This is a genomic window from Pyrobaculum neutrophilum V24Sta (assembly GCF_000019805.1).
Lineage (GTDB): Archaea > Thermoproteota > Thermoprotei > Thermoproteales > Thermoproteaceae > Pyrobaculum > Pyrobaculum neutrophilum.
Map to the genome: position 1 here is coordinate 546,884 of NC_010525.1, position 21,766 is coordinate 568,649.

At 61.0% G+C, this 21,766-nt stretch carries 31 protein-coding genes and 1 tRNA gene; 15 read left to right on the forward strand and 17 right to left on the reverse strand.

Features of this window, described 5'->3' with window-relative positions:
• The first annotated feature begins 13 nt into the window (after positions 1 to 13).
• Positions 14 to 694: a DapH/DapD/GlmU-related protein gene (locus tag TNEU_RS03020; RefSeq protein WP_012349959.1), complete on the forward strand. Its 681-nt coding sequence runs from the start codon at positions 14 to 16 to the stop codon at positions 692 to 694.
• A 78-nt stretch (positions 695 to 772) separates the two neighbouring features.
• Here the strand turns inward: TNEU_RS03020 and TNEU_RS10215 are convergent, their stop codons facing one another.
• Together TNEU_RS10215 and TNEU_RS03025 are read right to left on the reverse strand one after the other, a co-directional pair.
• On the reverse strand, positions 773 to 937 hold the full coding sequence (locus tag TNEU_RS10215) for a hypothetical protein (protein ID WP_187146764.1): 165 nt from the start codon (positions 935 to 937) through the stop codon (positions 773 to 775).
• A 290-nt stretch (positions 938 to 1,227) separates the two neighbouring features.
• Positions 1,228 to 2,178: a M42 family metallopeptidase gene (locus TNEU_RS03025; RefSeq protein WP_012349961.1), complete on the reverse strand. Its 951-nt coding sequence runs from the start codon at positions 2,176 to 2,178 to the stop codon at positions 1,228 to 1,230.
• Between the two features lie 62 nt (positions 2,179 to 2,240).
• Here TNEU_RS03025 and TNEU_RS03030 point away from each other — a divergent pair, with 62 nt between their 5' ends.
• Positions 2,241 to 2,909, forward strand: a complete 669-nt coding sequence (locus TNEU_RS03030; RefSeq protein ID WP_012349962.1) for a phosphorylase family protein — start codon at positions 2,241 to 2,243, stop codon at positions 2,907 to 2,909.
• Positions 2,910 to 2,912: 3 nt separating this feature from the next.
• On the opposite strand, the gene TNEU_RS03035 is transcribed toward TNEU_RS03030, so the two are convergent.
• Positions 2,913 to 3,137: a hypothetical protein gene (locus tag TNEU_RS03035; RefSeq protein ID WP_012349963.1), complete on the reverse strand. Its 225-nt coding sequence runs from the start codon at positions 3,135 to 3,137 to the stop codon at positions 2,913 to 2,915.
• 107 nt (positions 3,138 to 3,244) lie between these two features.
• Between TNEU_RS03035 and TNEU_RS03040 the strand changes: the two genes are divergently transcribed.
• Together TNEU_RS03040 and TNEU_RS10220 are read left to right on the forward strand one after the other, a co-directional pair.
• Complete coding sequence (locus TNEU_RS03040; RefSeq protein ID WP_012349964.1) at positions 3,245 to 4,075, forward strand: LysO family transporter; 831 nt, start codon at positions 3,245 to 3,247, stop codon at positions 4,073 to 4,075.
• Between the two features lie 56 nt (positions 4,076 to 4,131).
• A complete protein-coding gene (locus TNEU_RS10220) occupies positions 4,132 to 4,296 on the forward strand; it encodes a hypothetical protein (protein WP_012349965.1) in 165 nt (54 codons plus the stop codon).
• Here TNEU_RS10220 and TNEU_RS03045 read toward each other — a convergent pair.
• Both TNEU_RS03045 and TNEU_RS03050 read right to left on the reverse strand, forming a co-directional pair.
• Positions 4,293 to 4,859: a UbiX family flavin prenyltransferase gene (locus TNEU_RS03045; RefSeq protein ID WP_148682311.1), complete on the reverse strand. Its 567-nt coding sequence runs from the start codon at positions 4,857 to 4,859 to the stop codon at positions 4,293 to 4,295. The genes TNEU_RS10220 and TNEU_RS03045 overlap by 4 nt on opposite strands.
• Complete coding sequence (locus TNEU_RS03050) at positions 4,859 to 5,569, reverse strand: hypothetical protein (RefSeq protein WP_012349967.1); 711 nt, start codon at positions 5,567 to 5,569, stop codon at positions 4,859 to 4,861. Before TNEU_RS03050 ends, TNEU_RS03045 begins: the two co-directional genes overlap by 1 nt.
• A gap of 55 nt (positions 5,570 to 5,624) precedes the next feature.
• Here TNEU_RS03050 and TNEU_RS03055 point away from each other — a divergent pair, with 55 nt between their 5' ends.
• Positions 5,625 to 5,840: a ribbon-helix-helix domain-containing protein gene (locus TNEU_RS03055; RefSeq protein WP_012349968.1), complete on the forward strand. Its 216-nt coding sequence runs from the start codon at positions 5,625 to 5,627 to the stop codon at positions 5,838 to 5,840.
• Between the two features lie 80 nt (positions 5,841 to 5,920).
• Here the strand turns inward: TNEU_RS03055 and hxlB are convergent, their stop codons facing one another.
• Positions 5,921 to 6,529 carry a 6-phospho-3-hexuloisomerase gene (hxlB, locus tag TNEU_RS03060; RefSeq protein WP_012349969.1) on the reverse strand — a complete coding sequence of 203 codons (609 nt, stop codon included), beginning with the start codon at positions 6,527 to 6,529 and terminating at the stop codon, positions 5,921 to 5,923.
• Positions 6,530 to 6,557: 28 nt separating this feature from the next.
• Entirely contained in the window at positions 6,558 to 6,932 is a 375-nt protein-coding gene (gene speD / locus TNEU_RS03065; RefSeq protein WP_012349970.1) for an adenosylmethionine decarboxylase, read from the reverse strand.
• A gap of 292 nt (positions 6,933 to 7,224) precedes the next feature.
• Here speD and TNEU_RS03070 point away from each other — a divergent pair, with 292 nt between their 5' ends.
• The 5 genes from TNEU_RS03070 to tpiA are packed head-to-tail and all read left to right on the forward strand — an operon-like array spanning position 7,225 to position 11,637.
• Complete coding sequence (locus tag TNEU_RS03070) at positions 7,225 to 7,788, forward strand: hypothetical protein (RefSeq protein WP_245521980.1); 564 nt, start codon at positions 7,225 to 7,227, stop codon at positions 7,786 to 7,788.
• On the forward strand, positions 7,785 to 7,994 hold the full coding sequence (locus TNEU_RS03075) for a hypothetical protein (protein WP_012349972.1): 210 nt from the start codon (positions 7,785 to 7,787) through the stop codon (positions 7,992 to 7,994). The genes TNEU_RS03070 and TNEU_RS03075 overlap by 4 nt, the downstream gene beginning before the upstream one ends.
• On the forward strand, positions 7,991 to 10,627 hold the full coding sequence (gene acnA / locus TNEU_RS03080) for an aconitate hydratase AcnA (protein WP_012349973.1): 2,637 nt from the start codon (positions 7,991 to 7,993) through the stop codon (positions 10,625 to 10,627). The genes TNEU_RS03075 and acnA overlap by 4 nt, the downstream gene beginning before the upstream one ends.
• 12 nt (positions 10,628 to 10,639) lie before the next feature.
• On the forward strand, positions 10,640 to 10,966 hold the full coding sequence (locus tag TNEU_RS03085) for a hypothetical protein (RefSeq protein ID WP_012349974.1): 327 nt from the start codon (positions 10,640 to 10,642) through the stop codon (positions 10,964 to 10,966).
• Positions 10,963 to 11,637, forward strand: a complete 675-nt coding sequence (tpiA, locus tag TNEU_RS03090) for a triose-phosphate isomerase (protein WP_012349975.1) — start codon at positions 10,963 to 10,965, stop codon at positions 11,635 to 11,637. The genes TNEU_RS03085 and tpiA overlap by 4 nt, the downstream gene beginning before the upstream one ends.
• Before the next feature lie 73 nt (positions 11,638 to 11,710).
• Here the strand turns inward: tpiA and TNEU_RS03095 are convergent, their stop codons facing one another.
• Positions 11,711 to 12,343 carry a hypothetical protein gene (locus tag TNEU_RS03095; RefSeq protein ID WP_148682312.1) on the reverse strand — a complete coding sequence of 211 codons (633 nt, stop codon included), beginning with the start codon at positions 12,341 to 12,343 and terminating at the stop codon, positions 11,711 to 11,713.
• A 46-nt stretch (positions 12,344 to 12,389) separates the two neighbouring features.
• On the opposite strand from TNEU_RS03095, the gene TNEU_RS03100 reads away from it, so the two are divergent.
• On the forward strand, positions 12,390 to 12,836 hold the full coding sequence (locus TNEU_RS03100) for a 30S ribosomal protein S6e (RefSeq protein WP_012349977.1): 447 nt from the start codon (positions 12,390 to 12,392) through the stop codon (positions 12,834 to 12,836).
• Positions 12,837 to 12,838: 2 nt separating this feature from the next.
• On the opposite strand, the gene TNEU_RS03105 is transcribed toward TNEU_RS03100, so the two are convergent.
• Together TNEU_RS03105 and TNEU_RS03110 are read right to left on the reverse strand one after the other, a co-directional pair.
• Entirely contained in the window at positions 12,839 to 13,081 is a 243-nt protein-coding gene (locus tag TNEU_RS03105; RefSeq protein ID WP_148682313.1) for an Lrp/AsnC family transcriptional regulator, read from the reverse strand.
• A gap of 64 nt (positions 13,082 to 13,145) precedes the next feature.
• Positions 13,146 to 13,264: transfer RNA gene (locus TNEU_RS03110), tRNA-Glu, on the reverse strand.
• Positions 13,265 to 13,374: 110 nt separating this feature from the next.
• On the opposite strand from TNEU_RS03110, the gene TNEU_RS03115 reads away from it, so the two are divergent.
• Positions 13,375 to 13,809 carry a CBS domain-containing protein gene (locus TNEU_RS03115; protein WP_012349979.1) on the forward strand — a complete coding sequence of 145 codons (435 nt, stop codon included), beginning with the start codon at positions 13,375 to 13,377 and terminating at the stop codon, positions 13,807 to 13,809.
• Positions 13,810 to 13,955: 146 nt separating this feature from the next.
• A complete protein-coding gene (locus tag TNEU_RS03120) occupies positions 13,956 to 14,756 on the forward strand; it encodes an MBL fold metallo-hydrolase (RefSeq protein ID WP_012349980.1) in 801 nt (266 codons plus the stop codon).
• On the opposite strand, the gene TNEU_RS03125 is transcribed toward TNEU_RS03120, so the two are convergent.
• The 3 genes from TNEU_RS03125 to TNEU_RS03135 all read right to left on the reverse strand — a co-directional run bounded on the left by TNEU_RS03125 (position 14,729) and on the right by TNEU_RS03135 (position 17,522).
• Positions 14,729 to 15,940, reverse strand: coding sequence for an amidase (locus tag TNEU_RS03125; RefSeq protein ID WP_012349981.1), 1,212 nt, complete (start codon positions 15,938 to 15,940; stop codon positions 14,729 to 14,731). The two genes, TNEU_RS03120 and TNEU_RS03125, sit on opposite strands and share 28 nt — an antisense overlap.
• Before the next feature lie 103 nt (positions 15,941 to 16,043).
• Positions 16,044 to 16,616 (reverse strand): translin family protein, encoded by a 573-nt coding sequence (locus TNEU_RS03130; protein WP_012349983.1) that lies wholly within the window; start codon positions 16,614 to 16,616, stop codon positions 16,044 to 16,046.
• Positions 16,617 to 16,643: 27 nt separating this feature from the next.
• The gene (locus TNEU_RS03135) at positions 16,644 to 17,522 is read right to left on the reverse strand and encodes a hypothetical protein (protein WP_012349984.1); all 879 of its coding nucleotides are present in this window, start codon (positions 17,520 to 17,522) and stop codon (positions 16,644 to 16,646) included.
• Positions 17,523 to 17,582: 60 nt separating this feature from the next.
• Here TNEU_RS03135 and TNEU_RS10225 point away from each other — a divergent pair, with 60 nt between their 5' ends.
• The gene (locus tag TNEU_RS10225; RefSeq protein WP_012349985.1) at positions 17,583 to 17,726 is read left to right on the forward strand and encodes a hypothetical protein; all 144 of its coding nucleotides are present in this window, start codon (positions 17,583 to 17,585) and stop codon (positions 17,724 to 17,726) included.
• Between the two features lie 82 nt (positions 17,727 to 17,808).
• Here the strand turns inward: TNEU_RS10225 and TNEU_RS03140 are convergent, their stop codons facing one another.
• The 4 genes from TNEU_RS03140 to TNEU_RS03155 are packed head-to-tail and all read right to left on the reverse strand — an operon-like array spanning position 17,809 to position 19,928.
• Complete coding sequence (locus TNEU_RS03140; protein ID WP_012349986.1) at positions 17,809 to 18,771, reverse strand: geranylgeranyl reductase family protein; 963 nt, start codon at positions 18,769 to 18,771, stop codon at positions 17,809 to 17,811.
• On the reverse strand, positions 18,771 to 19,196 hold the full coding sequence (locus tag TNEU_RS03145) for a CBS domain-containing protein (protein ID WP_012349987.1): 426 nt from the start codon (positions 19,194 to 19,196) through the stop codon (positions 18,771 to 18,773). Before TNEU_RS03145 ends, TNEU_RS03140 begins: the two co-directional genes overlap by 1 nt.
• A 36-nt stretch (positions 19,197 to 19,232) precedes the next feature.
• Positions 19,233 to 19,412 (reverse strand): chromatin protein Cren7, encoded by a 180-nt coding sequence (locus TNEU_RS03150; protein ID WP_012349988.1) that lies wholly within the window; start codon positions 19,410 to 19,412, stop codon positions 19,233 to 19,235.
• Between the two features lie 21 nt (positions 19,413 to 19,433).
• The gene (locus TNEU_RS03155) at positions 19,434 to 19,928 is read right to left on the reverse strand and encodes a hypothetical protein (RefSeq protein ID WP_148682314.1); all 495 of its coding nucleotides are present in this window, start codon (positions 19,926 to 19,928) and stop codon (positions 19,434 to 19,436) included.
• Positions 19,929 to 19,996: 68 nt separating this feature from the next.
• Between TNEU_RS03155 and infB the strand changes: the two genes are divergently transcribed.
• Positions 19,997 to 21,766, forward strand: a complete 1,770-nt coding sequence (gene infB, locus TNEU_RS03160; RefSeq protein ID WP_012349990.1) for a translation initiation factor IF-2 — start codon at positions 19,997 to 19,999, stop codon at positions 21,764 to 21,766.

A 21,766-nucleotide genomic window follows, 5' to 3' on the forward strand; every position in this document is an offset into this window, starting at 1 on the left:
CTCTCCCAGCCACATGGGCCTCATCTCGACCAAGGCCAAGGTCTACGCGAGGTACATATCGCCAGACGCCTACATCTACGGCCCAACCGTAGTCGGCAGAGACAGCTTCATAGACGCGGCGGTGATAGGGTACCCCACGCGGCAGAAGATACTCCAGGGTTTCTCCTCGCCGGATGAGGTGAGCGACGGGGCTAGGCTGGGGGAGTCCGTGGTGGTGCGTAGCGGCGTGGTGATATACGAAGACGTGGAGGTGGGCGACGGCGCTGAGTTCGGACACAACGTGCTGGTGAGGGAGTTCACGAAGATCGGGCGCGGAGTCAGGGTGGGCACCCAAGCCGTCATTGAGAGGGAGGTGAAGATAGGGGATAGGGCTTGGATCCAGTCCATGGTGTATATACCAAACGGGACCGTGATCGAGGAAGACGTCTTCATAGGCCCAAACGCCGTGATCACCAACGACAAGTACCCGCCCAGCAGAAGACTAGCCCCCGTGGTGATAAGAAGGGGGGCGGTCATAGGGGCAAACTCGACCATTGTGGCGGGAATCGAGGTGGGGGAGGGGGCGGTGGTGGCGGCAGGCGCGGTGGTGACCAAGGACGTACCCCCGGGAGTCGTAGTGGCGGGGGTCCCAGCCAGAGTGGTCGGAAAAGCCGAGGAATACCTAAGGAAGAGGGCGGTCTACGAGGGCGGTTGAAAAACCGCCGCGATCTTCACACCACCTCGGGGTTGTCCCGCCACGCCCCACCCCCGCGAGTCGGCAAAAACAAAGGGGTTACAGCTGGGCGACCTCCCTCAGAAACTGGGCTAGGTGGGGCGCCTTGGCCTCCAGCTTCTTCACGGCTGTTTCCACGTCGTCGTGGGGGTCTACGCCGTATCTCGCGAGCGTATACGCGTGGACCCCAACACGTGGACCACCGCCACCACGAACGCCGCACACATCCACTTTAAAAAACCCTCCGTAGCGGCGTCTGAAGCAGACACAGCGCCGGAGAGCCGCTTGCTCGTCAGCGCGCCGGACGGCGCGTTGGAGGCGGGCCTCCTCAGGGCTGAATCTACCGGGCCAGACGCGCGTCCGGGGGTAGAGGGCGGAGGGCGTCGTCGGCATGGCGAGCGGGGCGCCAGCTAGGGGCTATGCCACCCCCTTGGCCGCCGACGTCGGGGGCACTTGCGGAGGGCAGGACGCGGTCCGACGCCACGAACTTGCGCCCTGTATGCCGGCGGGTGTCTTCAGCGTAGGTCCTCGGATATTGCCACGAGGAGCTCCACGGCGTGTTTGAGGTCGTCTTTGTGAACCATTTCTACGGGCGAGTGGGAGTACTTGCTGAGTATCCCGATGGCGACCGCTGGTATGCCTGAGACGAAAAACGCGGCTGCGTCTGTCCCCCCTCCGCCTCCGCTTATCTGGATCGGTATACCCCGCCTCTTGGCTATCTCGAGTATCCTCTTCGCCAGCTTGTTGTTGTAGGCGCCGTAGTTGTCGAAGATCCTCAGCACGGGCCCCTGTCCGGGCTTGGCGGAGCCTGTGAAGTTGGGGTGGCAACAGGAGGTCGTGTCTACCACGACGGCGTACTTCCCTTCCAGCCTCTTCGAGAGGGCGCGCGCGCCGAGGAGGCCCAGCTCTTCTTGGACGCTCCATACGTATGTCGCCTGGGCTCCCCTCCGGTAGGCCTCCAGCAAGGCCCAGCACCCCACTCTGTCGTCTAACGCCGTTGCCGATATATACCTGCCCACCTCGGCGTACCGCCTGGAGAAGGCGGCGGGGGTCATGGGGCCGATCCCCATGGACTCCACCTCCGCCCTCCCGGCGGCTCCCACGTCTATATACAGGTCCTGCCAGGAGATCTGGCTCTGTTGTTGCTGGAAGTGGGGGGGCGCGATGCCTATAACCCCCTCCACCTTGAAGCCATCTCCGTATAGGACCACCGAGGAGCCGGGTAGGATCCTGTCGTCAACGCCTCCCACCTTCCTAAACCTCATCCTCCCGTCTTCCTCTATGGACGTCACGAGGAGCCCCACCTCGTCCATGTGCGCCACGAAGGCAACCCTGGACTTGTCCACGGCTAGGAGGTTTCCGAAGTCGTCCGCCTCGGCGTTGGGGACGGCGGAGAGTATCCTACGGCGCACCTCCTCCTCAAAGCCGGAGACCCCCAGGGCGTTGGTCAGCTCCTCTAGGCTCATGCCTATTCTAAAAAGGCCTAATATAATACGTTTTCGTTATATACTCCGGGGTATACAGCTATGTGCCGTACCACATCTGGGCTAGGCCTGGGGAGGTGGCGCCCGTCGTGGTGGGCGTGGGGGACCCGGCTAGGGCTAGGCTGTTTGCCTCCCTGTTGGAGGAGGCGAAGCTCGTGAACGAGAACCGCTACCCCGTCTACACCGGTAGGGCCGGGGGGAGGGCCGTTTCCGTTGTGGCGCACGGCATTGGAGGCCCATCGGCGGCTATCGCCCTGGAGGAGCTCAGGACGCTGGGCATGGAGGTCTTCGTGAGGATCGGGACTGCGGGGTCTTTCGGCGATTTAAAGGTGGGGGATGTCCTAGTCGCGGCAGCCGCCGCGGCTCCACAGGGGGGGCTCCTAAACTCCTACTTCCCGGGGTTCTCCCCGCCGCTCTCGGCGGACCCCAGGCTGACGGTGAGGTTGGCCGAGGCGCTTGGCGCGCCGGTGGGGTACGTGGTGTCGAGCGACGCCTTCTACGCGGAGGATCCGCAGTTTGTTGAGTTCTGGCGGAGGCGGGGGGCCCTCGCCGTGGAGATGGAGTGCGCAACTGCTATGGCGCTTGGGTGGCTCCGCGGCTTTAGGACGGGTTGCGTCTTGGTGGTGTCAAACGTGGTGGGGCGGCACGAGGTGGTCGACCTCCGGGAGAGGTTCGTGGAGGTCTTCCGCCGCGTCGTCGAGGCTGTGGCTTAGTCATCACCCGTCAGCAGCGACGGCCGCCTTCACCACCTCGGAGACGTACTCCACGTAGTCTCTTAAACATTGGCCGCATAGGGCCAGCTCTACCGCCTGGCCGATTCTGATGTACCCCGCGTTGGTGGGGGTAAGCCGGGCTCCGCATAGGTGGCACCGCGGTCTGTAGACGGCGAGGATTACTTTCAGCTCGGTTTCGGGAATTTCGCTGTATGTCCAGGCCCCCATTTTGAAAAAGCGTTTTTTCCTTGTTTTCAAAACTTTCAGTGAACCCTCTCTCAGACCTCTCACGTATATACACAAGACTTTTTAAGATACTGTAGGAGGCGGAGGCCGTGTTCGACGTCGTTAAGTACATGTTGCCTCTGGCCGTGGGCTACGCGGTGGGGAAAGCCGCGCGTGTCCGGCCACCCAGCTGGCTCTTCACGGCGCTTGTGGCCGTTCTCGTCTTCGCCGTATCTGCCAACGCCTCAGGAGCCGTGTTGAGCAACCCCGGCCTCTATCTCGCTGTTTCTCTCGTCTACTCCCTCGCCCTCGTCTTAACCTCGGCCGTGCTCGGCTCGGTCTTTGACAGGCGGAGGGAAGGAAGGGGGGCTGGGAAGCCTCTGGTGTCTCTATACGCCGCCGCCTCGCTCGCGGCGGGCTTCGCCGTAGGCGCCTTCGCCAAGGCGGATTACGCATCCGCCGTGGAGCCCCTCCTCATCGTGTTGCTGTTCGCAGCTGGCGTAGATATGGCAAACGCCGGCGTTAGGCTGGAGAGGGCCGCCTTGCTGGCGCCCGCCGTGGCGCTTGCCGCCTCGGCGCTGGTCGGCGTTTTTTTCAAGGCGGCTCTGGGGATCACGCCCGCGGTGGCCTTCGGCCTGGGTTGGTACACCTTCACGGGGCCCTACCTGGCGAGGGCGGGTGACGCCGCAGGCGGCGCCTACGGCCTTCTGGTTAACTTCTTTAGGGAGCAGCTCACCTACCTCCTGGGGCCCCACCTGGCGAGGAGGTTCGGCAGAGTGGGCGTTTTGGCGGCTGGAGGCGCCACCACTATGGACAACACGCTCCCCCTCTACACAGCTCTATACGGCTCCTCCTTCTCACTATATGCGTTTACAAACGGAGTTATTCTAACCTTTATAGTTCCCCTCCTAGTTCCGGCGGTTCATCAAACGTTTGGTTGAGGTACTTAGAGGGGGCTACACCGCTATTCAGTTAAATATCCGTTATAGTTGTTATAATGCCCAGCGTGAGGGACGTCCTGGGCGTCTCCGCCGTTTCCCTTATGAGATACGGCGTGAGGCCCGAGGACGACGTCTACACGGCCATCAGCCTCCTGGAGAGGCGGGCCCCCCATCTCGCAAAGTTGCTGAAGGCGGTGGCGGGCGTCGGCGGCGCGTCTTAGGCCCTCGCTTGCCCTCCCCACCTCGGGGTGAAGCTGTGTTTTATCCCGAGGGCGTCTAGGACGCGGCCGGCGAAGGTCGTGACCAGCTCGTCTATGTCTCTAGGCCTCGTGTAGAAGCCCGGCGCCGCCGGCATCACTATCGCCCCCGCGAGGGTCGCCAGCTCCATGTTTCTGATGTGTACAAGAGATAGGGGGCTCTCTCTGACGACCAAGACCACCCGCCTCCTCTCCTTCAGCCCCACCTCGGCGGCTCTGGTGATCAAGTTTGTGGTGAAGCCGTTGGCTATGGCGGCCAGGGTCTTGGTGGAGCACGGGACTACAGCCACCGCGTCTATGCCGAAGCTACCTGAAGCGGGCGGGGCCGCCATATCGCCCTCGTCCCAGAAGTGGTGTGCCAGCGATTTGACATACGCCGGGTCGTAGTCCGTCTCCAGCCTTAGGACCCTCTCCGCGGTCTTGGTGATGGAGAGGTGTATCTCGACGCCGGCTCTCCTCAGCAGCTCGAGCACCTTCACTCCATATATCACGCCGGAGGCGCCAGTGATCCCGACGAAGACCTTCATCACACGTAGATATACACCTCGTTGTCGAGGACTACACCGTCGTCCTCCTGCCTTCCGCCGTGGAGCAGGTAGAGCTCCTTCTTCTCCACCTTCACCGCCTTCTTCTCCACGGGGGGCAACGCGGCCGCCGTGTTCAACATCTGCGCCACGTGTCTTAGATAGAGCTCGAAGTCCTGCGGCGCCGGCGGGATCTTGAACACGAGGGCGTGGCTGTATTTAAGCGTCGCCGCCCCCTCCGGCGTGTGCGGGGACGGAACTATCTTTCTCACCGCCAACATCTGGGCGGCGGCGTCCGTAGTGGCGGCTACCTCGAACTCCCTACCCCCCAGAAACACGGCCACAACCCTGGGCCTAGCCCTGTGGTAGAAGGCCGTGATCTCCCTAGCCTCCCAACTCCTAAGCCACAGGAAGTCGAAGTACAGCTCTGCACCGCCGTAGGGGACGCCTCTGAAAGCCCTCTCGTTTACCACGGGCGCCGCCGCGGTGGGAGGAAGCTCCACCTCGCCCCTCCTCCACCGGTAGAGGAGGAGGGTCAGAAGGTTGACGGCTGGCGCGTCCTCCTGGCGGAAGCCGGACAAAGCCAACACGGGCACATCCCCCTTCCCAAAGACGAGGGGGCCGCCACCTAGGTACTGCGCCAGGAGGCTCTTGACGTATTTTACACATGTCGAGTTTGACGCCAGAGCTTGGTTGGGGTGGAGATAGTACATAGGCCTCACGATCTACGCCACTTTAATAGTTATATTCCCCTGCCTGTGTTGAACCATGGGAAGGCGGAGGAGCAAGGTGCCCCTGGAGAGGATAGCCATACGGTTCCCCTCCGAGCTCCTCATGAGGATGGACAAGCTTGTGGAGAGAGGCGTCTTTAAAAACAGGTCTCACCTCGTAAAGGCGGCCATAGAGGAGCTCCTCCGCGACCCCAAGTACCAGGAGGCGTTGAGGGATAAAGACGAGGACTTCCCGGCAATGAGGGGGAGGTAAGCTTTAAAGCCGGCTTCCGGGTTAAAGCGCTGATGACGGCAGGTGTGTGGCGAAGCGGTGAGCGCTGGTGACAAGGCTGATTAAGGCACCTCGATGTTTGCGTGTCTCTTGGCGAGGTCGCTCTCGTTTTTGCCAAGTCTCTTCATCAGCTCCGCAATTACGGCGTCTAGAACCACCATAGAGGTGTCCTCAAACAACGTGCCTAGGGGGGATAGCGGCTCATGTATACCCAGGATCTGCCGCGCGAAGTAGTCGTCCATAGACGCCAGCTTTGTCCTACCTGGGACGTAGAGGACGAGATCCGCCGTCTTCGCCAGAGGCGAGTCGTAGTAGGACGTCACGGCGGCTACCTTAGCCCTCATCTTCTTCGCGGCTTCCGCGGCGGCCACCACCACCTGGGTGGTACCGCTCCCGGAGATCGCGACTAGGAGATCGCCCTCCTCCACCGAGGGGGTTATGGTCTCGCCCAACACGTAGGAGCGGGCGCCGAGGTGCCTCAGCCTCATGGCGAAGGCCCTCCCCACCAAGCCGCTTCTGCCGACGCCGACGACTAGAATTTTCTTGTTCTGGCGGTATATATCTTCTATAGTTTTAACGAAGGCCTCTACTTCCTCAATTTTTAACTTATCTAGCGCATGTATTATAAAATTTGCAATTTCTAGGTATGCCTGTTTGAAGTATGTCACCACGCCTTTCGAAAAACTTCTATTTAAAAATTTATTCCCTATACATCGATCTATCCCCAAAGAACGCCTCGACCTTCCTAGGCTTTAGCTTCGACACTATGTAGTCAAAAGCGGCTTTGGGGTCCGTATGATCGCCGCAGGTATAGACGTCCACCGTCGCAAAGCCGTGCTCCGGCCAAGTGTGGATAGATATGTGGCTCTCCGCCACGACGGCGAACACAGTCAAGCCGCCCTCGGGGCCGAACCTGTACGACCCGATCGAGAGGAGGATGGCGTTTGCCACCTTCGCCGCCTCCTTCACAATGGTGATGAGCGCCGCCTCGTCCTTCAGGATCTGTTGCTCGCAACCGTAGAGGTTGCCGTAGATGTGCCTACCCACTATCTGAGCCCCCACGCCCCCCGCCATGTCATCAGCCCAATTTCGCAGTTTAAAAACTTAACCCCCAAAAACCCTTATACTACTCCGATGTACCTGCATATACCCCACTGGTAGTGTATAGATAAAGAGTTTGAAAAATTTAAAGGGCTAAAAGGGGATGCCTTTGAAGAAGTTACCACTCCTCTTCCTCCTCCCACTCCTCCTCGAACTCTTCCCACAGCTCCTCCTCCTCTTCCCACTCCTCCTCTTCGCGGTAGTACCAAATCGGCATAGAGCCCCCGAAATGCGCAATTTATAAATGTTGATAAAGGCGGCAGAGGTGAGAGAGGCCTACGTGCAGGGCCTTGTGCAGAGGCGCGTGAAGTACCGGATCGACCTAGATAGGGAGATGCCCATCGAGGCGTGGGTTGCCCGGTACGGGAGCGAGGTGGCGAAAACGCTGGAGGAGAGGTGGGGGGCCACCTTCTGCCCCTCCGGCGTTCTGCCCACACTCGGCCTCCTCCTTGTCCACTGGCGCGGGGGGCACCTCCTTGCCGACGTCTCCCTGTGCGCCCCCGTTTCCCACCCCAGCCCTCCGCCCGCCGCGTTGCGCGCCCCAGTGAGGAGAATCGACATATGTGTAGAGCCGGTTGCTCCGCTTGTCCCGCCGGCTGGATATGTAACACTCCATACTCCCGGCGTGAAGATGTTGGGGCGGATCACCCTTAGGAGGAACTACGCGGTGGTGAAACACAGGGGGTTGCTCTTCGTGACGGCGGCTAGCTACAGCCCCGAGGAGAGAGGCGGGGTCGCGTTGAGGCTGGCTTGGTACCTCTGCCACAGCTACGACGTGGGGAAGGCCTTTAGAAAAATAAGGGCGGTGCTCAGGTCTAGGGCGTGGTGAGGTACGCCGCGGTGGTCTGTCCAAGGTGCGCTAGGGCAAGCGCGGCGCGGGCAGACGCCAGGAGGCACCAGTGCCCCTACTGCGGCACTGTGTTTCAGATAGATCAGGCGGCGGTTATAGCGGTGGGCTCCGCCAGAGAGGTGAGGGAGGCCGTGGTGAGGTACAACTCTAACTTTTTAAAGCCGGGTTGGGAGCCGCGGCGATGAGGCTAGACGCCATAGAGGTGGGGGGTAAGGCCTTCCGCTTCTACAGCCTGAGGTCCCTCCGAGGCGAGGGGTACGACGTTGATAGGTTGCCCTACTCCATAAGGGTCCTCGTGGAAAACGTCATGCGGAACCTCGACGGGAGGAGCATAACTGAGGAGCATCTGGAGCGCCTCCTTAGGTGGAGCCCCAAGGCGCCCAGCGGGGAGGTGGCCATAAAGATCTCCCGCGTTGTTATGCAGGACTACACCGGGGTGCCCGCCGTCGTCGACCTCGCCACCATGCGAGATATAGCTGTGAAGATGGGTATGGACCCCAGCGTTGTCAATCCGCGGGTGCCCGTAGACCTAATCATAGACCACTCAGTCCAGGTGGACTTCTGGGGCTCCCGCGAGGCGCTTAGGAAAAACCTCGAGCTTGAGATCCAGAGAAACAGGGAGCGGTACCGCTTCCTCAAGTGGGCGCAGCAGGCCTTCAAAAACCTGAGGGTCTTCCCCCCCGGCACCGGCATAATACACCAGGTTAACCTGGAGCACTTGGCGAAGGTGGTGGTGGCGGATGGGGATCTGGCCTACTTCGAGACGCTGGTCGGCATGGACAGCCACACCACGATGATAAACGGGCTTGGGGTAGTGGGCTGGGGCGTCGGCGGGGTGGAGGCCGAGGCGGCCATGCTGGGGGAGCCCATAACGATCAAGGTGCCGAGGGTAGTCGGCGTGTACCTATACGGCGAGCCTAGGCCCGGCGTAACATCGACCGACATCGTTTTGGCCATCACAGAGACCCTCCGCAAGGTCGACGTGGTTGACGCCTTTGTGGAGTTCTACGGCGAGGGGGTGCGGAGGCTGTCGGTGCCGGACCGCGCCACCGTCGCCAACATGGCGCCGGAGTACGGCTCAACCATGGGCTTGTTCCCCGTCGACGAGAACACGCTCTCATACCTCAGAGCCACGGGGCGACCTGAGGAACACGTGGCGCTGGTTAGGCGGTACTACGAGTCCCAGGGGGTCTTCGGAGGCGTGGAGGGGGCCGAGTACAGCCAGGTGGTTGAGTTTGACCTATCCGCCGTGGATCGCAACGTGGCCGGCCCTACGCTTCCCTGGCAGAGGCGTCCGCTTTCAGAGGTGCCGGCGAGCTTCGCCCTATTTCTACAGGAGAGGAAGAAGAGGACTAGGAAGGCCGTCGAGATAGAGATAGATGGGAGGCGTGTACAGTTTGGAGACGGGGACGTGGTCATCGCGGCGATCACCAGCTGCACAAACACCAGCAACCCCTACCTCCTCGCCGCGGCTGGGCTCGTGGCGAAGAGGGCTGTGGAGCTCGGCATAAGACCTCCGCCGTATGTCAAAACCAGCTTCGCCCCAGGGTCTAGAGCCGCCGCGGAGATGCTGGAGAGAAGCGGCCTCCAGAGGTACCTAGACGAGCTGGGCTTCCACGTCGTAGCCTACGGCTGCACTACGTGTATCGGGAACTCCGGCCCTCTGCCGCCTCCTGTGGCAAAGGCGATAAGGGAGCACGACATAGTCGCCGCCGCCGTTCTATCGGGCAACAGAAACTTCGAAGGTAGGGTCCACCCCGACGTCAAGGCGGCGTACCTAGCCTCGCCTCCCCTAGTGGTGGCCTACGCCCTAGCTGGCACAGTGCTCCGCGATCTAGAGCGGGAGCCGCTGGCGTATACGCCCGAGGGGAGGCCCGTATACCTACGGGACCTCTGGCCTAGGCCGGAGGAGGTGAACCGCGTTGTAGAGGAGGGGATGGACCCCAGCGCATACGTAGAGAAGTACAGCAAGATAGGCGAGCTCGTGCCGGAGTGGAGCGCCCTGGAGGCCCCCTCCGGCTTGCTCTACCGGTGGCGCGCCGACGACACCTACATCCAGCCCTCCCCCCTGTTTGAGGGCGAGGCGGGCGTCTCCGACATCCTCGGCGCTAGAGCCCTGTTGATATTGGGGGACAACATAACCACCGACCATATATCGCCGGCCGGCGGCATATCGGCGGATAACCCAGCCGGCCAGTACCTGCTCTCCCTAGGCGTTAAACCCGCCGAGTTTAACACCTTTGGTGCTCGTAGGGGCAACTGGCAGGTCATGGTCCGCGGCGCCTTTTCCAGCAAAGGCTACCGCAACAAAATCGGTAACCTGGAGGGCGGTCTCACCGTGAAGCAACCTGAGGGCAGAGTGATGAGCGTGTTCGAGGCGGCGGAGGCCTACAGGAAGGAGGGCACCCCCGTGATCGTGATCGCCGGCAAGAACTACGGCGCAGGGTCCAGCAGAGACTGGGCGGCCAAAGGCCCCAAGCTCCTCGGCGTTAAGGCCGTCGTCGCTGAGAGCTTCGAGAGGATACACAGGTCGAACCTCGCCATGGTCGGCATACTCCCGATACAGCTACCGCCGGGCGTCACAGTGGACAGCCTCCGCCTAGACGGCACCGAAACCTTCGACATTTTAGGCATCTCCGACGGCCTAGCGCCTGGAAAGGAAGTCACGCTCAGAATACGCAGAAGGGACGGGAGTGCCGAGGAGGTGAGGGCGAAACTGGCGATATACACATGGGCCGAGGCGGAGTACATAAAACACGGCGGGATACTCCCCTACGTGCTGAAGAGGATCCTCGGCGCAGAGCTTAAAAACCGATAGGCGCCAAAGGCCATGGATAAAACCTTAGCCGCCCTCCTAGCCCCCCTCGTCCTTGGCTACATCGGAATAAACTTCGTGGGGTTGCCCCCCGCCCTTGTAGCTGAAAACCTGACGCTCGCCGCCATATACGCCGCCTTCGCCGCGTTGATGATCCGTAGGCCAGACCGGCTGACCTACACGGCGCTGGCGCTGGTGGCGGCTTTCAACGCCGGCAGAGTCTCACGCACGGTCTGGTCGCCCGTGGAGGGCTTCGGTAGGCTAGCCGAGGAGCACATCCCCCTCCTCCTCTACCTACTGTTGGTGGCCGCCTTTGCGTTTGCGAGATCTGTAAAGAGATGAGGCTCCCCATCTTGATCATAAACTTCAAGGCCTACGCCGAGGCCGCCGGCAGGCGGGCTCTGGAGATAGCAAAGGCCGCGGAGAGAGCCGCCAGAGAGCTGGGGGTAAACATAGCGGTTGCCCCCAACCACCTGGAGCTAGCGCTGGTGGCCCAGTCCGTCGACATCCCGGTATATGCCCAAGGCGCCGATGTCGAGACGCCGGGGGCGCACACGGCGCATGTGGCCGTGGACAACGTTAAAGAGGCTGGGGCGGCGGGCCTCATCTTGAACCACAGCGAGGCCCCCCTCGCCCTCAGCCAGCTGTCTAGGCTAGCGGCTAGGGCAAAAGCCGTGGGTCTAGACCTGGTGATATGTGCCCCGGACCCCGACACGTCCCTCGCCGCGGCCGCCCTAAAGCCGCACGCCGTCGCCGTAGAGCCCCCCGAGCTCATAGGCACGGGGAGGGCGGTCTCTAGGTACAAGCCCGAGGCCGTGGTGCAGACCGTGGAAAAGGTGTCGAGGCACTTCCCAGATGTGGCTGTTATAACGGGCGCCGGCATAGAGTCCGGCGAGGACGTTGCCGCGGCCCTCAAGCTAGGCACCAGAGGCGTACTGCTCGCCAGCGCCGCCGTCAAGGCCAAGGACCACTACCAGAAGATCCTCGAGCTGGCGAAGCCTCTGGCCGATTAAATCGCGGCGGAGCCGCCTGCGGTGTCCGCCGCTCATATGCCCCCGATACGGGGGATTTACAATACACCCAGATTTAAGACTTTTCACACCCCGAGACCCCGTAGAAACGCCCCACGAACTCCTCAAGCGCCCTCTTGAGCTCCCCCAGCAGTGGGAGGAGCTCGGGCGCCGCCTGGGCAAGGAGGAAGGCCCCCGCCAGCGTCCTAATCCCGGCGGAGGCAACCCTGACGCCCCCCCACTCCACAACCACACTTCCGACGGCCATGACCCTGGCCTTGTTTTCGGCGTGCACAACCGCGTCTGGAAAAGGAAATGCGACGTAGCTAAGCGTGAGGGAGTGGCCGGAGTACGGCATATACACCCGCCTTAGGAACCTCCTGACGGAGAAGGGGCCTACCCCGTCTATAGCCCTGCCCCATCTGGCCCCAGCGACGTCTACGAACTCCACGTGGCTCCTAAGCCAGCTAAACAGATCCCTCCCGCCCCTCGCGTATTCAACCCCCAGCGCTCTGCCTACCTCGGAGCCGAGCCAGTCATACAGCTCAAGATAAGGCTTGAGCAGGTCTGAGACCTCTTCCGGGGCCACAGCCCTCTCGTCGTACCCCTCCCTCGTCTTGCCCACAGCCACCACCCGTCCTTCCCTAGCGATGAAGGTGACCTCCTGGAAGTCTCTCCACGGCCCGCAGAGGGGGACTATAAGCTCCACTGGCTTACAGAGAAACATTTTTAAAACCGTTTCTCCACAGCGCCTCATGCCTACTTTTAAGCTGGTGCTCTCTGACCCCATGTCCGGCAAGGCGAGGCAGTTCGAGGTAAAGGACCCGCTCGCGCAACGCTTCATCGGCTTAAAAATAGGCGATGAGCTTGACGGCCAGGTGCTGAAGGAGCTCATAGAGCTCCCAAAAGGCGCGAAGGTCAAGATAACCGGGGGTAGCGGCATCGAGGGGGCCCCCATGCACCCCGGCATCCCGGGCCCAGTGAAGAGGTACGTCCTAGCCGACTCCAGACCCGGCTACCACCCGCCTAAGAGGGGCATGAAAAAGAAGAAGCTCATGAGGGGAAACACGATATCTGACACGATAGTTCAGATAAACGCGGTGGTGGTTTACCCGGAGGGCTACGCCGGCCCTCCCGCCATCCCGCTTGGGGCAAAGGAGCTACAGAAGGAAAAGAAAACCGAGGAGGCCCCAGCCCAGTAGCACTACTTTACTATAGACTTCGCTATTATTAACGTGGTTGTGCTCTTTATCTTAGACATCTTCCTAATCTTTTCGGTAATCAACTTCCTCAGGTTCTCGGCGGTGTCCGTAGAAATCCTCACCACCAGGTCGTAGGGCCCGTAGACTATCATCGCCTCCTTAACCTCTGGGATTTTAACCAACGCCTCCATCACCTCGTCCTCCGCCCCAATTTCGGTGTTGACGAACACAAACGCCTCAACCATGTGAAAAAATAGCCCCTCCTTTATAAATATTGCCGACTGCCGTAGCTGAGGAGTCATAATGAGGTGGTGCCCCGGCCGGGATTTGAACCCGGGTCACGGGCTCGAGAGGCCCGCATCCTTGTCCGGGGTGGAGGCCACCCGACCGGGCTAGACTACCGGGTGGGGTAGCCGGCTGGCTACGGCCCCCGGGTCGCCAGGGCGTGCCTACGTAGTGGCTAGTTTATAAGCTTTTCTTGCTGTATCTTTTGCATCTTGGGCTAAAGATTTTTTAACTCCATGGCAATATCTGTTTTATGGAAGTAGGAGCGTTGGTCCGGAAAAACCCAATAGTTCTCAAACACGACGGGACTATCCTCGAGGCCGTCCAGCTTATGGCGAAGCACAACGTGGGGGTTGTGCCCATAGTTGACGCAGAGGGGAGGCCGCTCGGCGTGATCTCAGAGCGGCACGTGCTTAGGGCGCTTGCCGCCGGGGTGCCTTTGGATAGGCCGGCTCTGGAGGCGGCCAGGAGGGAGCTGGTGACGGTTACGCCCGACGCCAACGTCTACGACGCCCTGCTTGAGATGAGGCGGCGCGGCGTCCGCCATGTGTTGGTGGTCGACCGCGACGGTCGGCTGATCGGCGTGCTATCTATCAGGGACTTCATGAGGGAGGACGTGCTGGCCTACATAGGCTTCCAGGCGTGGCAACCGCCAGACGTGGGAGGCCCAGAGATTATGTCTCTGTAGCGCGCCGGGGTAAAACGTTTTTACCACCTCATCATTACACCTATGGTAGGGGGGAGCGAGTCATGGGAGATCTATCTCCGACGTGATGCGGCACGTGTCGGCGCCTGCCTGCCAGCCGGCTTGTCTTACATCTGTGAGGGGGCCATATGGAGAGAGTGGTGAGGTTTCTAGGGGGCGAGCCCATAGTGGCCACGTACGTATTTGAGGTGGGGGGGATGCGGATAGCGGTTGACCCCGGCCCAGCCTCCACCTTAGGCTCTCTCGAGGTGGACGCAGTATTATGCACACACATCCATCTCGACCACTGCGGGTCGGCGGGGCATCTGGGGAAGCCCGCCTACGTCCACGAAAGGTACGTGAGACATCTCGTGGATCCCGCCAGGCTGTACGAGGCCAGTTTAGCCACGCTGGGGGTCTACGCGGAGGTGTTCGGCCGCCCTCTGCCGGCGCGTGAGGCGGTGGGGGTACCCGACGGCGCAAGGCTGTTCGATGCCGTTGACGTGTTTCACACCCCTGGGCACGCGCCGCACCACGTTATGTACTACTACAGAGATGAGAAGGTGCTTTTCGTGGGAGACGGCGCGGGCGTGTATATACCTGAGCTCGACGTCGTCATACCCACCACGCCGCCGCCGTTTAGGCTTCAGCAGTATCTGGAGTCGCTTAGCAGAGTGAGGGGGCTTGACGTAGATCTCCTCTGTTTTCCGCATTTCGCGTGCACCAGGAGGGTTGAGATACTTGACGTGCATAGGGAGCAGATCGTGGGTTGGGTCGAGGCGCTGAGGGATCTCGTAGGCGGCTCCGTCGACGACGCGGTGAGGGCTGTGGCTAAGGTGGACGAAAACGCGGCTAAGGTACTGCAGACCGGCGGCTTGTATGCCGACTTCTTCTTGAGATACAGCGTCGCTGGCCTTCTCGACTACCTAAGAAGCGCCTCCTCCTCGTAGGCCGACGCGATGGAGAGGAGCACCTCCTCGTCCGCCGCAGCGATCTGGAGACCTACCGGCAGTCCAGAGACGGGAGCGGGGACGGAAATGGCTGGGTGACCCGTTAAGTTGAAGAGCTCTGTGTATGCCAGTAGCTTGGGTCTAACGGCCACGTTTTCCACCTCCTCTATACGGGGGGCCTCGGTGGCGGTAGTCGGCGTTACGACCACGTCGTATTTCTTAAACAGCGAGTTGAAGTAGGCGGTGGCCTCCTCTTTGACGCGGCGGGCTACGATGTAGGCAACTGCGGGGAGGGCGGCGCCGGCGCTCAACAACGTCGCTACGTCGCGGCCCATCTGGCTTCCCATGCTTCTGAGATATCCGTAGTAATTCGCCGCGGCCTCTGAGAGCAAGAGGGCGGCTCTGGCGGCTGAATACCTCGCCGCGTTTAAAAATTCCTCGTCTCTCTCGCCCCCTATCGACTCCAGCGCGGCCACCGCCCTCCAGAAGGCCTTCTCGACGTAGCGCGTCGGCTCCGAGATCCCCAGCAACACGGCGAATCTGAACCTCTTGGGTCTCTGTAGCCCGCGGGGCGCCCACCCCACCGCCGATAGAACGTCCACAAGCTCCTTGACGGTTCTGGCGAGGAAGCCGACGTGGTCTAGGCTCTGGGCTAGCGGGAGGACGCCCTCGGTTGGGATCTTCCCATACGGCGGCTTGTAGCCAACCACGCCGCAGAGCGCGGCGGGGATCCTCACGGAGCCCCCCGTGTCAGTCCCTATCCCGAGGTCCGCAGCGCCTACGGCCACCGCGCCGGCGCTCCCCCCGCTTGAGCCCCCGGTTATGCGGCCAGGGTCGTGGGGGTTCTTGGCCGGTCCAAAGTGTGGATTTACGTTTGTGGCGCCTAGGGCAAGCTCGTGCATGTTTGTCTTTCCCACCACCACAGCCCCCTCGGAGAGAAGCGTTTTCACCACGGGGGCTGTTCTATCCGACATCTTCTTCATGTAGGGGGCGCCGTTTGTCGTAGGCATCCCGGCCACCTCTATGTTGTCCTTCACGGCGAGGGCGACTCCGCACAGTGCGCCGCAACGCCCGGACCTCCGTAGCAACTCCAGCTCGTCTACAGCCCTCTCGTTGATGTACAGGTAGTGGTTCAGATCGGCGCGTCTCTTGGCCTCCTCCAACGCCTTCTCCACCCCCCTCATGTCAGCCCGAGCTCCCTCAGTATCCGCTCCACCTGCCTCCTCACCTCTTCGCTGTCTGGAGCATGTATTTTGAGCGTCCTCAGTATGGCTTCTACGTACTCCATCACTCGGGGCTCTGCCGGCAGGTTGTTGCGTAGAAGAGCTTTTCAGAGATCCAGTTGGCTTGCGAACCCACGTAGTCTACCTTCTTCCTGAGCTCGTAGTCCCTCGGCTCGAGCGCTAGTAGGTCTAGGTAGAGGCTCTCCACAGCATCTTTGAGGCGCCTAGCCGCCTCCACGTTTTTCTTAAGCAGCTCCTCGGTGGCGCTTCTCCCAAGCTCTCCCGCAATGTCGGCTATCCCCATGAGGTAGGTGTAGACGTCTACCCCCAGCTCCTCCTTCGTCGGGAGTCTGCCCTCCTTTATATATAAATACAGCGCGGTCGCCTCGACGTACTCCTGCAGCCCCGTGGTCGCGTTTCCGTAGAACATTGGCCACTCCTGGATCAGCCTCTTCAGCTTCGCCACAACCTCCTCCATTTCCCTAAGCGCTTTCTCAGCCGAGGAGAAGTCCTTCCTTATCGTGGAGTATACAACGGCTTTAGATAGGCGGGCCACCTTGATGGAGGTCTGGATCACCTCGTCCTTCGCCTGCTCATACCTCCTAAGCTCCCCGTGTAGCTCCTCTGCCTTAATCACACCGGATCTCACGCCGCATTATTTAAACTATTCTAAGAGAGCTAAGGCTAGGAGCGGCGAGAGCAGAAGCATCGGTATCGGCAACGCCGGTCCGTACCCCCACCTCTTTACGAAAACCGCCACGGTGAGCCTCAGCCCCAGGTAGATAAGCGCGGCGCCGACCCCCACGGAGAGAAGCGCGGCGAGCCGACTCTGGTGTATAATCCGCGCGGCGATGAAGGTGAGCGCCGCCGCATATACGACGAAGTCCCCCGTGCCCAACGACAGCGACTTCATCCTCACCACGAAGCCGAAGAGGGGCGAGTCGGCTGATGCGCCGCCTCCTTTTGAGCCGGGAGTAGCGGCCTCTCTAGACCTCTTGATGAGTTTGCCCAGCAGGCCCCTGCTGACCATGAAGTAGTCGTATATGGGCAGAGCCGCCAACAGAGCCGCCACGGTTGCCTCTGGCAGTAGCCAGGCGAACATCGCGCCGGCGAGAGAGCTGAGGAACCCCAGAACTACATCGCCTCTCCTCTTCTTGACCATGTACAAAACCGCAACGCCGAAGGGGAAGGACAGCCAGAGGAGCAGGAGAGCCGCCGTGTCGCCTATGAGGCCGCTCCAGTAGTACAACACGGCGTAGAACTGGACAACTCCAACGGATAGGAGGAACCACGTGAGAGATACGAAGAGGCTCATGAGCCTTCTCCTGGAGAAGATGACGTATATCAACACGGTGGCTCCCACGAGGAGGCCGAAGAAGACGGCTAGGTTGTACACCGTGGCCGCGGCGTCCTCCGCTCTCACATAGGGCGTCGAGGCCACGGGCGGAGGCCCCGCCTCTCCGGCTAGGAGAAGCGGCGCTACGGCCAAGAGTGTTGCCGCAACCACAACCGCCACCGCCACCAGCACCTGCCTCTGCTCCACTGATGTATATAAGCATGACGGCGCTACGTAAAAGTTTTTAAACGGGACTCTCGGCGTGGCATGCGGACGGTGGAGAAGCTCGGACCCCTCTCAAAACTCCTGATAGAGATCGGCGTCGACCCCAGGCTACCGATACAGCTACTTGTAGCCAGGCTGTACACGGTGGCGCCTAAGCTGGTCTCCAGACTCGCCGACGCCTCGTAAAGATTTAAACTAAACAGGCAACCACAGGCGGTGATGAGGAACCTGGGTCTGCGGAGTTTGAAGAGGACATAGGCCGCTGAGGCTACTTGAGCAGAGCGGCTATGAGCTTTACGCCGTATCTAGGCCGCTTCGCCGCCGCCGTAAATAGGGTCTTCGCCGTGAGGTTCTCCTCTATGTAGTCCCTCAACACGGCGTCATCCGCGAGCTCGAGCAACGCCTCTCCCCTATTGAGCAACCTCTCGGCGAGCTTCAAAAGCCTCTTCTGGAACTCTATCTGCTCCACTATCTTCTTCACGGCCCGTCTGTAGCTATCCAGGGGGCGTTTTGTGGACAAGGCCTCGGCGAGGGCGATCGCCGAGAGCACCCCTGGGCGGATGCCCTCGCCGGTTAGAGGATACACGAGGCCCGCCGCCTCCCCCACCCTATAACCTCTGCCGTCGTGGAGAACCACCTTGGGGAACGCGGTGAATGGGGCGCCTCTGACATCCAGTATTTGGCCTCCCCCGAGCCACCTCTCGACAAAGGCGTAGAGACGGGGGAGGGGGTTGTCTACGCCTAGGAAGCCGCCGCCCACGTTGTAAACACCGCCGTGGGGAAACGCCCAGTAGAAGCCGACGGCGTCTGGAGGGAATATAAAGTAGGCCGTCTCGTCTTCGAGCCTAGGGCCTTTGACGTATGCCCTAGCTATGTATATCTTGTCGCCTAGGCTCTGGTAGGGACCCCCCGCGTTTACAACCACCTCGGGAGGGTCCTGGACCTGCGGCGCGGCCCTCATGGACTCCACCCACGCCCTCTTGTCGACTATGTACCACCTGGGCTTCGCGTACGCCACCTCCCCCACCTCCCTCTCCCAGTGGTAGAACTTGAACCGCTTGACCTTGTCCACGACATATCTCCCATCTACGAGGGGGGTCTCCACGGGCACCGCCTCGCCGCATGCCTTGAAGTAGCGGGGGCTGAGCTCCACGGCGGCGGCTCTGCCGTAGCTCTTTAAAAAGGCGGAGCCGGAGGGCCCCAGCCCCACCACCTTCGCTACCGGCTTCATCAAGCCGACATGCCGGGCTCAAATGTCCAGTCGTAGTAGCTGGCTATTTCCCTAAGCGCCGAGTCCTCCCTGAGGATATCCCTTATGGACAACACGCCGTAGAGCCGCCCCTCCCTGGTCACCACGACGTGTCTAATGCCGTACCTCCTGAAGGCCTCAGCTGCTTTAGCAACGCTCTCTCTATAGTCCAGGGCAACGACGTTTTTCGTGGCTATCACCTCGCAGGGCTCCTCTAGGCTGACCCCCTGCGCCACGGCTCTAACTATGTCCCGCTCCGACACAACCCCCACCACCCTGTGGGGGTTGCCAGGTTCTACCAACACCACGAGACCCACCCTCCTCTCCGCCATCAGCCTAGCCACCTCTCTGATGGGGGTGGAGGGGTAGGCCTTCACCACGTCCACCTTGGCAAAATCGCCTAACATGTGGATACCCCCATCTGGAGTTAATATACGATTCGGCTATGGGGGGAGGCGCATTATCGCCTTCCTCACCGTCCTCCCGTCGGGGAGCTTAAACAGCGCTATGACCACCCCCGGCTTGCCGGGCGGCTGGAGGACCCAGGCCTTGCTGGGCCTAAGCCAGTACCTCTTCCCGCCGTACTCCACCTCGTACTCCCTGTTTAAGATCTCCTCTGCCATGTACAACGATGCTCCCCCAGCTTATAAACTATCGCCCACCTTTATCACGACGTCGGCCTCGGCGTCGGCCGGCTGGAATATGGAGTCGATGAGCTCGCCCAGGGGGCCCTCCACCCTCGCGATCACCATCTTGTGCACATACCGCCGCGCTCCAAGCAACGGCGCTCCTGAACAAGCAATGCCTACGTCGAAGGGGCCGAACTCCTTGAAGACGTCTTCCGCGGTCCAGCCCCCCTCCAACATCACCAAAGCCACCCTATCTGGCAGGGCGGCGACGCCGTCGACGACGGCTGTGTTTTCGAAGGGGCCTACGGCTACCACATACGGCGCTATGAACAACACATCGCCGTGCCAGCCGCAGGGGTATGTGAACACGAGAGCTCTGGCGGGGGATAGGCGGGCGATCTCCTCCAGTATCAAGGCCCTCTGCCTCTGTAGAAGCACCGTGAGGGCTCTGTAGAGCTTGAGGGTCCTCTCGTCGCGCCACTCCCTCGAGTATACCACGAGCCTCCTCACGTCTTTCCACACACGCGGCTTTTTATAGCCGGCGGCAAAGATTTATAACTAGCCGCGGCGGTTTGGCCATGGCCGTTAGATCGCCCTTTGTCGTCGTCATGGGCCACGTAGACGTGGGCAAGACCCTTCTGCTCGACAAAATAAGGGGCACCTCGGTGGCCTACAGAGAGCCGGGGATGATAACACAGCACATAGGCATGAGCTTCGTCCCGTGGCAGGCGGTGGAGAAGTACGCGGGTCCTCTAGTGGATAGGCTGAAGCTGAGGGGGAAGATCTGGATACCGGGCTTCCTGTTTATTGATACGCCGGGGCACGCCGCCTTCTCAAACCTCCGCAAACGCGGCGGATCTGTCGCAGACCTCGCCATTTTGGTCGTGGACATAACCTCGGGCCTTGAGGACCAGGGGGTGGAGTCGCTTAAGCTCATCCAGAGCCGCGGCGTCCCCTTCGTCATAGCTGCTAACAAGCTGGACAGGGTATACGGGTGGAAGTCCGTGGAGAACAGGCCGTTTCTAACCGCGGTGGAGGACCAAGAGTGGCACGCCATAGCTACCCTCGAGGAATCCATTGGAAAGCTCGTGGAGCAGCTATCCAAGCTGGGGGTCGAGGCAGATAGGTACGACAGAGTGAGAGACTTCGGCAGGCAGGTGCCTATAGTTCCAACAAGCGCCGTAACCGGCGAGGGCATAGCCGACCTCCTGCTGGTGCTGGCGGGGGTAAGCCAGAGGTTCATCCCCAGGGACAAGCTCACCGTTAGGCCAGGCCCCGCACGCGGCGTCGTTATGGAGGTGAAGGAGGAGAGGGGGTTGGGCGTCGTCGCAGATGCCATATTGTACGACGGCGTGTTGAAAAAGGGCGACACTGTCGTCACGGCTGGTATAGACGGGCCGAGGGTAGCCAAGGTGAGGATGTTGGTAATGCCGAAGCCGCTGGAGGAGATGCGGGACCCGGAGGACCGCTATATGGCTGTGGAGGAGGTTAAGGCCGCCGCCGGCGTCCGCATCGTAGCCGACGGCCTAGAGGGCGTCGTGGCGGGCGCCCCCCTGATGGCGGTGAGAGACCCAGGCGAGGTGCAGGAGGCCGTCAAGGTGGTTGGGGAAGAGATCTCGGAGATAAAGATAGAGACCGATAGAGAGGGCGTAATAGTGAGAGCCGACACCTTCGGCACGCTGGAGAGCACCGTGCTATTCCTCAGACAACAGGGGGTGCCCATTAGGAAAGCGGACGTGGGCCCCCCCACGCACAAAGACGTAGTGGAGGCGGTCTTAAGCAGGAGGAAGAACCCGGCGTACGGCGTGATCCTGGCCTTCAACGTCAAAACGCCGCCGGAGGTTGAGAAGGAGGCTATGTCCTCCGGCGTGAAGATAATAAGGGGGGAGATACTCTACCGGATATTCGACGAATACATCAAGTGGTCCCAGGAGGTCAAGACTAAGACGGTGGAGCAGATCCTGTCTCAGATGACTAGGCCTGGGAAGATCCAGATACTGCCGGGGTACGTCTTCAGGAGGAGCAACCCCGCCATAGTGGGGGTGAAGGTGCTGGCCGGCACGATAAAGCCGGGGGTCACCCTCGTGAAAGACGGAAAGGAGGTGGGGCGCGTCATGCAGATCCAGAAGTCGGGCAAGCCCGTGGGGGAAGCCGCCGCCGGAGACGAGGTGGCGGTCTCTATCCAGGGGGATGTGATGGTGGGGAGGCAGATAAAGGAGGGCGACGTCTTGTACGTCTATGTGCCAGACGAGCAGGCCCGCCAGTGGCTATTCCAGTACAAGCAGTACCTAAGGGAGGACGAGCTGAAGGCCCTCGAGGAGTTCCTAAAGGCGGGGAGAAGGAGGTGA